Raw genomic sequence first — 11738 nt, forward strand, 5'->3', positions numbered from 1 at the left:
GGGACGTATCGGACCGCGGGTGCCGGGCGCCTGCCCCGGCCGCGAGGGTGTCGACGCAGCCGCCCGGCGCCGTGTATCAGGCGGCCTGGGTGAGTTCGGCGCGCCCGAAGAGGAGGGCGTAACCCGGGGGAAGCCTGCGCAGGACACGGGTCATGAGTTCGGGACCGGCCAGCCCGGCGACGGTGGCCAGGACGGACCCGGTATCCCAGCGGGTGGTGGCCAGGGTGGCGCCCGTACGGGTGGCGAGGTCCTTGACGAAGCCCCATCCGGTGAGGGGCTCGAGGGCCGGGATCTCGGCCGTGAGGACGAGGGCGGCCTCCACGGGGAGGCGGGCGGCCAGGTCGACGCGTTCCTCGCCGGTCAGTTGCCGCCCCAGCCCTGCGAGAACCAGACGGACCGCCTCCTCGGCCCGCTCCCTGGTGGGATAGGCGCCGTCGTATCGCACCTTCTCGAGCACCTGGTCGAACGTCATGGCGGGCACGGGCCGGACCGCCTCACGCTGGATGGACATCGCTGCGGTTGTCGCCTTTCTCGGGGTGGGGAGTGGCTGAGGGGAGCCCGGCAGGGGTGTGCCGGGAACGGCAGGGCTGGATGCCGGCAGACGTGAGTGGCCCCCGCATCCGCCGCCCAGCCACGGAGACCGGGCGGCGGAACGGGGCGGGGTGGCCCGAACTCAGTGTGCCGGAGCCCGGCCAGGACATCGCGCCGTGTTTTCGGGCGGCAGGGGTCTGCGGAGGCCGCGCGGGAGGGTGGCGGTCCGGGACGGAACGGGGCCACGGGGCGGTAACGCATGAGGGCCGCTCGTCGCCCCCGGACTCCGCTACCGCCCCGGTTCCGTACTTCCGGCCGGCCCCCTCAGGGCTCCGGTCAGCCGGAGATCTGCTTCTGGGACCCGCCGACGGTGATCTTGCGAGGCTTGGCGCGCTCGGTGATCGGAATGCGCAGGGTCAGGACGCCCGCGTCGTAATCCGCCGCGATGTGCTCGGTGTCCAGCGTGTCGGCCAGCACGATCTGGCGGGAGAAGACGCCCAGGGGCCGCTCCGACAGCTCCATCTGCACGTTCTCCGCCTTCGGTGCGGGCCTGCGTTCGGCCTTGACCGTCAGCATGTTCCGCTCGACGTCGATGTCGATCGCGTCCGGGGGCACGCCCGGGAGGTCGAATGCTACGACGTACTCGTCGCCCTCGCGATAGGCGTCCATCGCCATCGCGGACGGCCGTGTCCACGTCCCGGAGCTGGTCAGCTGCTGGGCGAGCCGGTCGAGTTCACGGAAGGGGTCGGTGCGCATCAACATCATGAAACACCTCCAGAAGGTTCAGGCAGTTGCTGCCAATGCGCTTCACTGATTTCGTTGTAACATGTCATCCAATGGATGACAAGCCAGTGGTCATCGAAAGGATGACAGCACAGGGGAGGAAAGCGTTGTGACAGCAGCTGACCAGCCGATCTCCCGTACGGCGGAGGGGCAGGGGCCGTCCTCCCTCCTGGCCGCCGCGGCAGCCCTGGAGGCCATCGACGTCGCCGTGCGCGCCGCCGAGCGTGGTGATGCGGACGAATCTCCCGGGAGTACGGGGGCGGAGCGGGCCCTGGCCTCCCTGCTGCTCCTGCGCGAGCTCCGCGAGCAGCTCGCGGGATGGGAGACGGGACTCATCGAGACGGCCCGCCACGCGGGAGCCAGCTGGGCGGAGCTCGCGCACCCCCTGGGAGTCGCGAGCCGGCAGGCAGCCGAGCGCCGCTATCTACGTAACCGTCCCGGGCCCGCGGGCACCACCGGTGAACAGCGCGTCCAAGCCGTCAGGGAGCGCCGTGCGGCCGACCGGAGCCTCACCGCACGGGCCCGCGACAACGCCGCCGGTCTGCGCCGGCTCGCCGGGCAGATCACCGCTCTCGCCGACCTCCCGGCGACCGCCACGGGCCTCGTCGGCCACCTGGACGCGGCCCTCGCCCACGACGACCCGGCTGTGCTCATCGGCCCGTTGCGGGCCACCCGCCCCCACCTGGCCCTGTCGCACCCCGACCTCGCCGCCCAGCTCGACGCCCTCACGGGGGACGACCTCGGGTGACGGCCGGGTGGCAGGACGAGGGGTGCACCGCGAGCGCCGCCCCGGCGGACCGCCTGGCCGCGGCGCGTGACCGAGAGGAGGAAGCTGTGCCTGTGCAAGGGGACACGTTCCTGTCAGCAGTGCAGGACCGGGGTGACTACCGCTCGAAGGACGAGGCGGAACGGGCCTCCCCCGTCGTGCTCGCCCTGCTCGGGGCGCATGTCGTGGGAGGGGTGCGGTCGGAGCTGGCGGCCCGGCTCCCCGAGACGTTCGCCCTGGTGCTGCTCAACCCCCTGCAGGCCCACGAGCCACTCCCGCCGGAAAGGTTCGTCCGGGCCGCCGCGGCGTGGATCGAAGGGGCGACCGAGCGGACCGCGGCCTGGGACGTCAGCGCCGTGCTCAGTGTCGTCGCCGACACCGCAGGCGAAAAGCTGACGAACGAGCTTCTGCTCCAGCTCCCCGGAGGTTACGACCTGCTCTTCGGGCGCCCGCGGGGAGCCGGCACCCGCCGGTAAGCGGGTCACGTACCCGCCGACGCGCTCGCGGCGGGAGCCGTAGGCGTCAGTAGGGCAGGCGGATGTGGACGGTCTTCCCGCCGCCGGGCCCCCCGGTGACGGCGACGTCGGAGGCGAGGCGGCGGATCATGTGCCAGCCGCAACCGCCGGTGCCGCCGTTGAGGTCCGGTGTCCGTTCTCGTGGCGCGAGGGGGCTCGGGTCGCTGACCGCGACATGCACGGCGTCCGCGGTGGCGCCGAGGCGCAGGGTGAAGCGGCCTCCCCCGTGTCGCAGCGCGTTGGTGGTGAGTTCGGAAACCAGCAGGGTGAGAGTCTGCGCCGTCTCGTCGGTCGGTTCCGGCCGGAGACTCTCGGTGAAGGTCCGCGCCGCGTCCCGGGCTCGTGCGATACCCGCCGGTGTGTCCTCCTGGAGGACGACGCGGTATGAGGATGCGGCCGGGACCGTGGTCGTGGTCTCGATCATGCTTAACACCCCGTCCTTGTCGGTGTGGCCGTTCCCGACGTGTGCCCGGCGAACCGGGGCATCACTCCCGGGGGTGCCTTATCGGGCGTTCACGAAGAAGAACCTCACCTCTCCCCTCCCGAGGAAATCTGTCGTGGCGAAGGTAGACATTGGCGCCTGTGCGGACTAACGTACTTCTCGTAGCCAAGAAGTCCTCAAGCGCGGCAGACACGAACTGCCGTGTCGGCGGATCGAGTCATGCGGAACGGCAGTGGAGTGGCGGGGCCGGAATCGGTGGGTCCCCTCACTGGCTGCCGGGCCGAGCGTCCCCAGGGGGCGCACCGGAAGTACCGCCGGAACCAAGCGCAAGCGATCGGACAACGAGGTAAGGAGCACACGCCATCAGGATGGCCCGGGCAACGCGCAGACCGCCCGGGTACCGCAGGCCCCAGAACGGAAGGTGGTCCCCGGTCACGCATTCGCGATCCCCGCACTTCCGCCCCCGAGGCGGAGCAGCGGACAGAGAGTAAGCCGGTGAGAACCGCCGGCAGATGGTGTTGAAAGCTCGGGGCCCGGGTGCCGTTCGGCACTCGGGCCCCTCGATGCGTCCCCGGAAGAAGAGGTCTATGCCCCCTCGCAGTGCCCATCCCGCCCATCCCCTGGACGACGATCACTATCCCGCCTACACCATCGGCCGGGCCGCCGACATGATAGGCACCGCCCCTGGTTTCCTCCGTGCCCTCGGCGACAACGGCCTGATCGCACCCCTGCGTTCCGAAGGCGGCCATCGCCGCTACTCCCGCCACCAGTTGCGCATCGCCGCGCGAGCGCGGGAACTGGTGGACGCCGGCACGCACATCGAAGCCGCCTGCCGCATCGTCCTTCTCGAGGAGCAGCTCGAGGAAGCCCACCGCATCAACGAGGAACTGCGCTCCCACCCCCGGCCGAACAGTAGGTCCGGTGGTGGTACGTCCCGGTGATCCCAGGCCTCCACGCCGGGAGGGCCGGCCGACGGCCCCGGCAGGGGCGCACCCGGTGAGTTCGTCCCTGCTCGAGACGGAACGCGCGCTCGGCGTGGCGGGCCCCGGGCACCGGTGCCGTGGAACGTCCACGGAGGGCCGGTGCCCCGAGAGGTGCGACGACAACGGGAAAACCGGAGTCTTCGCCCGTCCGGCCCGCTGATCACGCGGTGCGCGGACGAGCCGCAAGCCCGGCCGGGCCTCCGCGAGCACCCCGGCCGCACACGGCACCCGCCCCGAGCGGCCGTGTCGTGCGCCGATCCCGTGGGGCGAGACCTGACACTGACCCGATGGAACCGGTCACCATCGGAGTGGAAGAGGAATACCTGCTGCTCGACGCCGAGACCGGGCTGCCGGTCTCCGCGGGGGAGCAGGTGCGGGCCGCCGCGGGAGCGACGGCGACCCTCGGTGAGGACGAACTGCGGACGGAGCTCCTGCAGGTGCAGGCCAAGGTGGCCACGCCTGTCTGTGAGGAGCTGGAGGAGGTCGGCGGTCATCTGCTGCGCCTTCGGCTCGCTCTCGGCGCGGCCGCCGAAGCGCAGGGGTGCCGGCTCGCGGCCTGCGGCACCCCGCCCCTCCGAGGCGGCTCCTCAGCTCCCGTGACCGCGGAGGCGCGCTACCGGGCCATGCTCACGCAGGCGCCCCAGCTCGTGGCCGAGCACCTGATCAGCGGCATGCACGTGCACGCGTCGGTTCCGGACCGTGAGGTCGGTGTGGCCGTGCTGAACCGCCTGCGGGGATGGCTTCCCGTCCTTGTCGCCATGTCGGCGAACTCACCGCTGTGGGACGGGCAGGACACGGGGTTCGCCAGCTGGCGCACGGTGATCCTCGACCGCTGGCCCGTCAGCGGCCCGCCGCCCGCATTCCGGGACGCGGCGGACGAAGCCGGGCGGATCGAGACGCTCCTGCGCAGCGGGATCATCCGTGACACGGGGCAGCTGTACTGGCAGGCCAGCCTCTCCGACCGCCACCCCACCGTCGATGTACGGTGCTGCGACGTCCAGCTACGGGCGGACGAAGCCGTCATGTTCGCCGGGATCGTGCGCGCACTGGTGGCCACCGCGATCCAGGAGACGGCGGCGGGAAGGCCCACCCCCGCCAGTCACCCGGAGGTCCTCCAGGCCGCGACCTGGCAGGCCGCGCGGCACGGGCTCAGCGGACACCTGATCACGGCGACGGGAGAGCGCATCAGCGCCGGTGACGCGGTCGCGCGCCTGATGGAGCACCTCACGCCCTCGGTCGACGCTGCCGGTGACACGCGCGAAGTCACCGCACTCGTCCACCGGCTCCTGCGCCAGGGAACTCCGGCCGACCGCCAGCGGCGGGCGCTGGGGGAAGGCGGTCTCACGGCCGTGACCGATCTGATCACCGGCGAGACCACCGCGCAGTGACCGGCCGGCGGATCCCCCGTACGGAGGCGTGACGTCGCGGCCGGCGGAGCGTTGAGCATGTCGGACGCGTGCACGTGTTCCGGCGCCCCACGGCGGAACACCTGCACGCGTCCGCGCTCGTGTGCACCGTGCCCTCGGACGGCCGCAGGGACGGCCGCCCCGTCCACCTGCCGCAGGCGGCCCGGGCCCGTACCCTGCGCCCACCCGCCCGTGACGTCGTGGGCCGGTCCTGCTCCGTGAGTGGATCGGTCCGGCTCCCCGATCGGCCGAACGCGCGCTCCGGTCGGCGGCTGTCCCGGACGGCCGGGTGGCCCACCACCACGCCTGCGGCGGCCCGCCGCCGCGGGCAGCGTAAGGTACCGACGCTTCCGAGCGGCGACCGCATACGGTCGTCCGGAGACTGCCCCGCACCACGCGGCGAGATGCCGTACCTGACGCCGCCCGCCGGGAAGTGCGGGACCGCCGTCAGGCGCGCCTGCTCCTCCTGCTGTACACGAGGAGGGCGCCGCACAGGCAGCCGAGCACGAACATGAGCAGAAGTGCCAGGTACTGAGGCATGGTGACGACGGGAATCACCAGCCGGATGCTGATCTCCTGGGTGTTCTCGGCGATGAGGACGATGGCCAGGGCCGCCAGCACCAGCACGGTGATACGCGAGGGTGTCAGTACGGAACCGCGCTCGCCGCCCCTGCGGCCATGGGCCGCAACGGAGGGGCGCCGCGGGGTGTCTTTTCGGCTCATGGTGCCAGGATCGGCCGCTCGGAACTCCGGCACTCCCAGGAGCGCCGCCGCTCGGGTGACGCACCCGTCGGGCCGGTCGCCGGCATCAGCCAGGGACGCGAGCTGACCGGCGGGCACGGCACGTACACGGTCCTGGAGGCCCTCGGCCGGCCTGCTCTACGGCCGGACGGCGCGCAGGCCCCGGTCGGCGAAGTCGATCAGCCACTCGAAGCTCTCGTCGACATCGGCGCTCCATTGGAACCCGTGGGCCGCCTGCAGCGTGGCGAATCCGTGGCAGAGACTGCGCAGCATACGCAGGGCGTGGTCCACGTCGGGCTCCGCGACCTCGTAGCCACGCAGGACGGCGGTGAACGCGTCGAGCAGCCGTCGGCCGGCGGTGGCCAGCGGATCGTCCGGGCAGGCCGGTTCCCTGCCGATCGTCGCGGTGTAACGGCCGGGGTGTTCCAGGACGAAGGTGCGGAAGGCGCGGGCCGCGGCGGCCAGGGCGTCGCGGCCCGCGTACCCCTGGACCGCGCCGCCCACGGCGTCGGCGGCCTCGCTCAACGCCAGTGCGGCGATGCGCTGATTCAGGTCCGCCTGACCGGCCACGTGCTTGTACAGGGACGGGGTGCGCACGCCAAGCCGCTCCGCCAGCAGGCCCATCGTCAGCTGGTGGAGGCCCACCTCGTCGGCGAGGGCCGCGCCGGCCGCTACCACGGCCGCCGGGTCCAGACCTGCCCTAGGCACGAGCGGCCTCCGACCGGAGGAAGGCGAGTACCAGGGCCACCACCTGATCGGGGAACTGGTCGTGAGGGTAGTGCCCGGCGCCCTCGATCATCTCGAGGCGTCCGAGGCCGGACGGCAGGGCGTCGACGACCGCCGAACCCTCGGCGTGCGGGTCGGGCCAGTCGGGGTCGAGTGTGCCCATCACGACCAGGACGGGACAGCGGACGCTGCCCAGCTGCGCCCCCGCGTCGGCCGGGGCGCTGAGTCCCATGCCCCGCATGGCCTTCATCCGGCCCGGCTCGCGCAGTAGGGACTCGATGCGGGCGAGCCGCCCGGCCCAGTCGGCGGGCTTCACGCCGGGGTAGGCCAGGTCGAGGTACGAGCGCCAGAGGCGAACGCTGCCGAACGCGGCCGTGCCGAGCAGTCGCAGCATCCCCTGCCGATAGCGCTTCACCCGGAGGTCGCCGAGACGGACCGACTGCTTGCGGGTGAAGGGCGCCAGCTCGACGACCGCGGAGACCAGTGAGGGCTCCTGTGCCGCGGCGATCGTGGCGGCGCCGCCGGAGACCGAGTGACCGACGAGCACCGCCGGGCCGCCGAGGTGGCGGATCACGGCGAGCAGGTCGCCGGCGAGTGCGGTGCGGCTCCAGGACTGCCACTCGACGCTGGACTCGCCGCATCCGCGCAGATCGACGCTGGCGACCCGATAGCCCGCCGCGGCCAGCGGCGGGACCACGGCATGGTAGGCGGCGCGGCTGACGCCCATGCCGTGCGCGAGAACGACGAGAGGCCCGGACCCCTCCACCTCGTAAGCGAGCGTGCCGCCCTCGACGGCAAGGTACTCGGTCATGGCGACCCTCGATCCCGTTAGGTTAATACGTCTAGCGCCTCGGTGAATGACGTTAGCCAAAAGCTAATCTTATTAACCTGTGATGTCAACGCTCTCTCGCGTCCGCGGCGCGATGGGGGAAGGGGCGGAGGCATCTCGGGTGCCGCGCGTCCGGGTGTGCGGTGTCGTCGTCGGGGAGCGGCGGGTGCGGAGGCGCGGAGGGCAGGGAGTCGTGAGCGGGGCGCTCGACGCCCTGCCGGGCGCGGCCCGGCCGGAACCGGGGAGGGTGGGCGCGCCTCCCGCGCGGGGCGGGTGCCACGCACCTCTCCGGGCGCGGCCGCCGCGGCCTGGGCTTGCGGAAGAGGGCGGAGCCGCAGTGTGACGACGTGCCGAGGAGTCCGGCAGTGACCGTTCCGCCGTCATCGCACCACGCGGCGGCCCTGGGTCGCGGACGGCCCGGCGGCGCGGGCTCGTTCCGCCATCGCCCGGGTGGAGGCGGGAGCCCGCCCGCGGCCGGTCCGCCGGTGTGCGGCGGCGATCGGTACGACGTGGTGCGGGCGACCTCTCCGGTCAGTGTCCGTGGCCGGAGTCCTCGTGTTCCTCCGCGTTCTCGGCCGGCTCGGAGCTCGTGGCCGCCTCACCCGCCTCGACGGTGAATGCGGCGGTTCGGACCTTGCCCTCGTGCCGGAAGTCCAGGAAGAGCCGGTAGGTGCCCACGCTCGGTGCGGTCGCCGTGAAGGAGACCCGCGGGCCGGGCTTCGTGGTGCCGTCCCCGGGTTCGCCCTCGGGGTGCACGTGCAGATAGGCGAGGTCGCCCGAGCGCAGGGCGACGAGGTGGCCGTACGCGCCGAGGTACGGCTCCAGGTCGGTGACCGGCTTGCCGTTCCGGGTGACCTCCAGTCCGAGCTCGCCGCTCCGTCCGGGTTGCAGGCCTCCGGTCAGGGTGACTTCGTAGTCGTCCACCTTCGCGCCGGCGGCGGGGGCGGGGACCGCGGCGGGGGCGTACGCCCCCGACACGGCGAGGTCGGCGCCGAGTGTCAGGCTCTCGGCGCCCTCCACGGCGGGCTCGAAGTCGGCGAAGGCCCGGTAGGCCCCGGCGGCGGGCAGGTCCGCGGACGTGGTCCAGGTGCCGTCGGCGGCGCGCGTCGGGTGCAGATGGCGGTAGACGGTCAGGTCCCGCGAGGCGACGATGAAGTGCAGCTCCTTGCCGTGCTCCCGCCGGTAGGCGGTGAGCTTGTGTCCGTCGGCGTCCTGGATGGAGAAGCGGAGCCGCGTGGACTTCCCGCCGCTGACTCGGGAGGTCTCCAGTGCGAGGGTGTAGCCGCCTTCGGAGATCTGCAGCCCGCCGGGCGGAGCGATCCGATCCCCGCCCTGCGCGTCCTCTCCGGCGGGCGTCTCTTCGCCTGCCCCGTGACCCTCGTGTGCCGCGGTCTCCCCGCGTCCGACGACGGGGTCGACACCCCTGCCGACGCCGTACGCCGTGCCGAACGTCGCGGCGAGCGCGGCGGCGAACGCCGTGATCTTCAGGCCTGTGTTCATGGCATGCCTCCCTGAGGACGTGAGCCGCTCGGGAAGCGGCGACTCTCGGGCACTATACCCCAGGGGGGTATTACTCGCGGATGGTCCGGGGTCGAGCGCGTGGCTGGGCATGGCCCGGCCGCTGTCGGCCGACCCGGCGGCGGTACGGGCGACGGTCACCGCGCCGGGAGCCGTCCACTGGTACGGCGACAGCTTCTGACCGTGGTCCCGGGACCAGGTACGGGGCCGGGCCGCCGGACGGCAAGCCGATCCCCTCCCGCCCGCCGGACCGGCCCGTCCTGTGCGGTGTCGTCATCAGGCCCTCGGACGCATCAGGTCCTCAGACGCGGCGGGCCCGCCAGAGCCACACCGCCGTGCCGGCCAGCAGGGCCAGCGTGATCAGGTTGGCCACGAGGGACGGGGTGCCGGCCGGGCCGCCCGCGAGGTTCCAGGTGGTGATGACGGCGGTCGGCAGGACGGCAGTCAGCAGTACACCGGTGGTCTTCTGGACGGTGGTCCAGTGCACCGAGGTGCACAGAAGGACCGCTCCGGTAATCCGGAACAGGACACCGAACAGCGGCCCGGGGAGGTCGGGGAAGACCATCATGAAGGGCAGCGAGAGGGTGAGCATCAGGAGCGGGGCCAGGGGGTGGACCTTGCCCCGCCGCCGGGGCGGTGCGCCGGCGGCGCCGTCGCCCGCAGCCCCGGCGGCGGTGTTCCCCGCCTCGGCCAGGGCCGTCGCCACGATCGTGCGGGGGTCACCGAGCTCCGCGAGGATCTCGCCGATCGCCGCGCCGGGGCGTTCGGCGCGCGTCACCTCGATGTGTTCGGCGAGGTCCGCCAGAAGTTCCTGGCGGCGGTCGGCGGGGAGCGCGGATCCCTCGCGCTCGACTGCGGAGAGGTAGTCGCGTACGGGATCGGCAGAGGTCTTCATGCGAGGTCTCCGGGTGAGGGGTGGGGAGTGGTCAGGAAGGTGTCGACGGCGTTGCGGAAGCCGGGCCAGACGCGGGTGAACTCGTCCAGCGCGGCACGGCCGCTGTCGGTGAGCGCGTAGTAGCGGCGGGGCGGCCCGGAGGCGGATTCCTGCCAGGTGGTGGTGACCAGGTCGTCGCGGCGGAGTCGGGAGAGCAGCGGGTACACCGTGCCCTGGCTGGTGGCCAGGGCGCCGGAGTCCTCCAGGGCGTGAAGGAGCTCCACGCCGTAACGCGGGCGGTCCCGCATCAGGGCGAGTACGCAGTACTCCAGCACGCCCTTGCGTAGCTGGGCCGCTGCCCGGGCCTGCTTGGTCGAGTCGCCTGGTTCCATGCGATACAAGATACCTGGTGGAGCAAGCACGGGGAAAGGGGGGGGGGGGGGGGGGGGGGNGGGGGGGGAGTGGTTGCCGCTTCCGGCCTCATAGCTGGGGCATGCTTCCGGGCCCTTGGTTCTGCCCCTGCCTGTTTCAGGCCAGGCCCAGGTCAGCACGGTCCCGCCGGTCGGTCTCCTCGCAGGTCCGAGGCCCGGGCGCCGAGCTGCGGGCGGGGTCCCCCGTGACGGGAACCGGTGCGCGGGGCCGGTGCACGCCGAGCCACCCGCCCGTCCGGATGCCCTCCACCGGCCCACGTGAAGTGGTGGCGGCGGTAGGCACGGCTGATAGTCCAATGGACGCGCCTTTCCGAGAACGGAGCCATTCCGTGCAGCGAGCCGAGCAGCTCTCCTCCCAGGTCCTGGAGTCGATCTCGACTCCCGAACGCGTCGAGACACACTTGGGCACTCTGCGATTCCCGTTGGGTGTGCCCACCGACGAGACCGCCGACCGCCTCTACGACCATCTGGACCATCTCGACGGCGTTCGCGCGTTCCTCGACGCCTACTCCGGCGTCAACGTGTGGGCGGCCCGCAAGGGCTTCCTGGAGACCGGGGTCGAGGACCACGACGTCCTGCTCTTCTCGGAGTTCATGGACTCCGCCTCGCTGGTGCTGACCGGAAACGCCGACACCGTCTACTTCCTGAGCTTCCTCGACCTGACCGAGGGGCCGGTGGTGGTGGAGATGCCGCCGCTCACTCTCAGCTTCGTGAACGACCTGTGGTTCCGCTGGGTCGTCGACCCCGGAATGCCCGGACCGGACCGCGGAACCGGCGGCGCCTACCTCTTCGTACCGCCCGGCTACCGGGGCCCGCTTCCCGAAGGAGGGTTCTTCACCCACCGGGTCCTCACCACGCGGCTCATCCTGGCTGGGCGGGCGTTCCTGGAGGGCGGCGACCCGGCACCCGCCGTCGAGCGCATCAAGGAGCGGCTGCGCATCCATCGCTACGTCCCCGGTTTCTACGGGACCGGCATCGGGGAGATCGTCACCGGTGGCACGGCCCCGCCGCTGCCCTGGACCGCGGAGACCTGGAGCGCCGCGTTGCGCAGGCCCGATCCGCCGCGCTTCGTCGAGGCGTCCGGACTGCCGGTGAACACGGTCCCGCCCGCCGACGAGACGTACTTCGACCTCGCGAACGAGCTGGTGCAGGACCAGCCGGCCGAGGCACTCGACCCCGAGATCGCCGGTCCG

Annotated in this window: 14 protein-coding genes; 5 read left to right on the top strand and 9 right to left on the bottom strand. The window is 72.4% G+C overall.

The genetic code is table 11. The features are described from left to right. Positions 1-76: 76 nt before the first annotated feature. Complete coding sequence (locus tag BA175_RS04910) at positions 77-511, bottom strand: DUF2267 domain-containing protein (RefSeq protein WP_069169960.1); 435 nt, start codon at positions 509-511, stop codon at positions 77-79. Positions 512-867: 356 nt separating this feature from the next. Continuing rightward, positions 868-1293: an Hsp20/alpha crystallin family protein gene (locus BA175_RS04915; RefSeq protein WP_069170328.1), complete on the bottom strand. Its 426-nt coding sequence runs from the start codon at positions 1291-1293 to the stop codon at positions 868-870. 130 nt (positions 1294-1423) lie between these two features. Here BA175_RS04915 and BA175_RS04920 point away from each other — a divergent pair, with 130 nt between their 5' ends. Together BA175_RS04920 and BA175_RS04925 are read left to right on the top strand one after the other, a co-directional pair. Beyond that, complete coding sequence (locus BA175_RS04920) at positions 1424-2062, top strand: type III effector protein (RefSeq protein WP_069169961.1); 639 nt, start codon at positions 1424-1426, stop codon at positions 2060-2062. 92 nt (positions 2063-2154) lie between these two features. After that, complete coding sequence (locus tag BA175_RS04925; protein ID WP_069169962.1) at positions 2155-2556, top strand: DUF2267 domain-containing protein; 402 nt, start codon at positions 2155-2157, stop codon at positions 2554-2556. A 46-nt stretch (positions 2557-2602) separates the two neighbouring features. Here BA175_RS04925 and BA175_RS04930 read toward each other — a convergent pair whose 3' ends face one another. Further along, positions 2603-3019, bottom strand: coding sequence for an ATP-binding protein (locus BA175_RS04930; protein WP_069169963.1), 417 nt, complete (start codon positions 3017-3019; stop codon positions 2603-2605). Between the two features lie 605 nt (positions 3020-3624). On the opposite strand from BA175_RS04930, the gene BA175_RS04935 reads away from it, so the two are divergent. Continuing rightward, on the top strand, positions 3625-3978 hold the full coding sequence (locus tag BA175_RS04935) for a MerR family transcriptional regulator (protein ID WP_069169964.1): 354 nt from the start codon (positions 3625-3627) through the stop codon (positions 3976-3978). Positions 3979-4307: 329 nt separating this feature from the next. Further along, entirely contained in the window at positions 4308-5408 is a 1101-nt protein-coding gene (locus BA175_RS04940) for a carboxylate-amine ligase (RefSeq protein ID WP_069169965.1), read from the top strand. A gap of 465 nt (positions 5409-5873) precedes the next feature. On the opposite strand, the gene BA175_RS04945 is transcribed toward BA175_RS04940, so the two are convergent. The 6 genes from BA175_RS04945 to BA175_RS04970 form a co-directional block, all read right to left on the bottom strand. Next, positions 5874-6149: a lipopolysaccharide assembly protein LapA domain-containing protein gene (locus BA175_RS04945; RefSeq protein ID WP_069170329.1), complete on the bottom strand. Its 276-nt coding sequence runs from the start codon at positions 6147-6149 to the stop codon at positions 5874-5876. Positions 6150-6305: 156 nt separating this feature from the next. After that, positions 6306-6845, bottom strand: a complete 540-nt coding sequence (locus BA175_RS04950; RefSeq protein WP_069169966.1) for a TetR/AcrR family transcriptional regulator — start codon at positions 6843-6845, stop codon at positions 6306-6308. 22 nt (positions 6846-6867) lie between these two features. Beyond that, positions 6868-7704, bottom strand: coding sequence for an alpha/beta fold hydrolase (locus BA175_RS04955; RefSeq protein WP_069169967.1), 837 nt, complete (start codon positions 7702-7704; stop codon positions 6868-6870). A gap of 549 nt (positions 7705-8253) precedes the next feature. Beyond that, a complete protein-coding gene (locus tag BA175_RS04960; RefSeq protein WP_069169968.1) occupies positions 8254-9222 on the bottom strand; it encodes a hypothetical protein in 969 nt (322 codons plus the stop codon). A gap of 319 nt (positions 9223-9541) precedes the next feature. After that, a complete protein-coding gene (locus BA175_RS04965; protein WP_069169969.1) occupies positions 9542-10135 on the bottom strand; it encodes an HAAS signaling domain-containing protein in 594 nt (197 codons plus the stop codon). Continuing rightward, a complete protein-coding gene (locus BA175_RS04970) occupies positions 10132-10506 on the bottom strand; it encodes a PadR family transcriptional regulator (protein WP_069169970.1) in 375 nt (124 codons plus the stop codon). Before BA175_RS04970 ends, BA175_RS04965 begins: the two co-directional genes overlap by 4 nt. Before the next feature lie 368 nt (positions 10507-10874). On the opposite strand from BA175_RS04970, the gene BA175_RS31370 reads away from it, so the two are divergent. Then, positions 10875-11738, top strand: an 864-nt coding sequence (locus BA175_RS31370) for a DUF1254 domain-containing protein (protein ID WP_217493210.1), incomplete at its 3' end; no start/stop codon positions are given.

Source organism: Streptomyces griseus, from assembly GCF_001715295.1.
Classification (GTDB): Bacteria; Actinomycetota; Actinomycetes; order Streptomycetales; family Streptomycetaceae; genus Streptomyces; species Streptomyces griseus_G.

What these genes read in the sequence shown, in the direction of transcription:
- BA175_RS04945 (WP_069170329.1), bottom strand. Translation starts at nt 6,149, where the DNA reads ATGAGCCGAAAAGACACCCCGCGGCGCCCCTCCGTTGCGGCCCATGGC.
- BA175_RS04930 (WP_069169963.1), bottom strand. Translation starts at nt 3,019, where the DNA reads ATGATCGAGACCACGACCACGGTCCCGGCCGCATCCTCATACCGCGTC.
- BA175_RS04910 (WP_069169960.1), bottom strand. Translation starts at nt 511, where the DNA reads ATGTCCATCCAGCGTGAGGCGGTCCGGCCCGTGCCCGCCATGACGTTC.
- BA175_RS04970 (WP_069169970.1), bottom strand. Translation starts at nt 10,506, where the DNA reads ATGGAACCAGGCGACTCGACCAAGCAGGCCCGGGCAGCGGCCCAGCTA.
- BA175_RS04965 (WP_069169969.1), bottom strand. Translation starts at nt 10,135, where the DNA reads ATGAAGACCTCTGCCGATCCCGTACGCGACTACCTCTCCGCAGTCGAG.
- BA175_RS04935 (WP_069169964.1), top strand. Translation starts at nt 3,625, where the DNA reads ATGCCCCCTCGCAGTGCCCATCCCGCCCATCCCCTGGACGACGATCAC.
- BA175_RS04940 (WP_069169965.1), top strand. Translation starts at nt 4,308, where the DNA reads ATGGAACCGGTCACCATCGGAGTGGAAGAGGAATACCTGCTGCTCGAC.
- BA175_RS04915 (WP_069170328.1), bottom strand. Translation starts at nt 1,293, where the DNA reads ATGTTGATGCGCACCGACCCCTTCCGTGAACTCGACCGGCTCGCCCAG.
- BA175_RS04960 (WP_069169968.1), bottom strand. Translation starts at nt 9,222, where the DNA reads ATGAACACAGGCCTGAAGATCACGGCGTTCGCCGCCGCGCTCGCCGCG.
- BA175_RS04955 (WP_069169967.1), bottom strand. Translation starts at nt 7,704, where the DNA reads ATGACCGAGTACCTTGCCGTCGAGGGCGGCACGCTCGCTTACGAGGTG.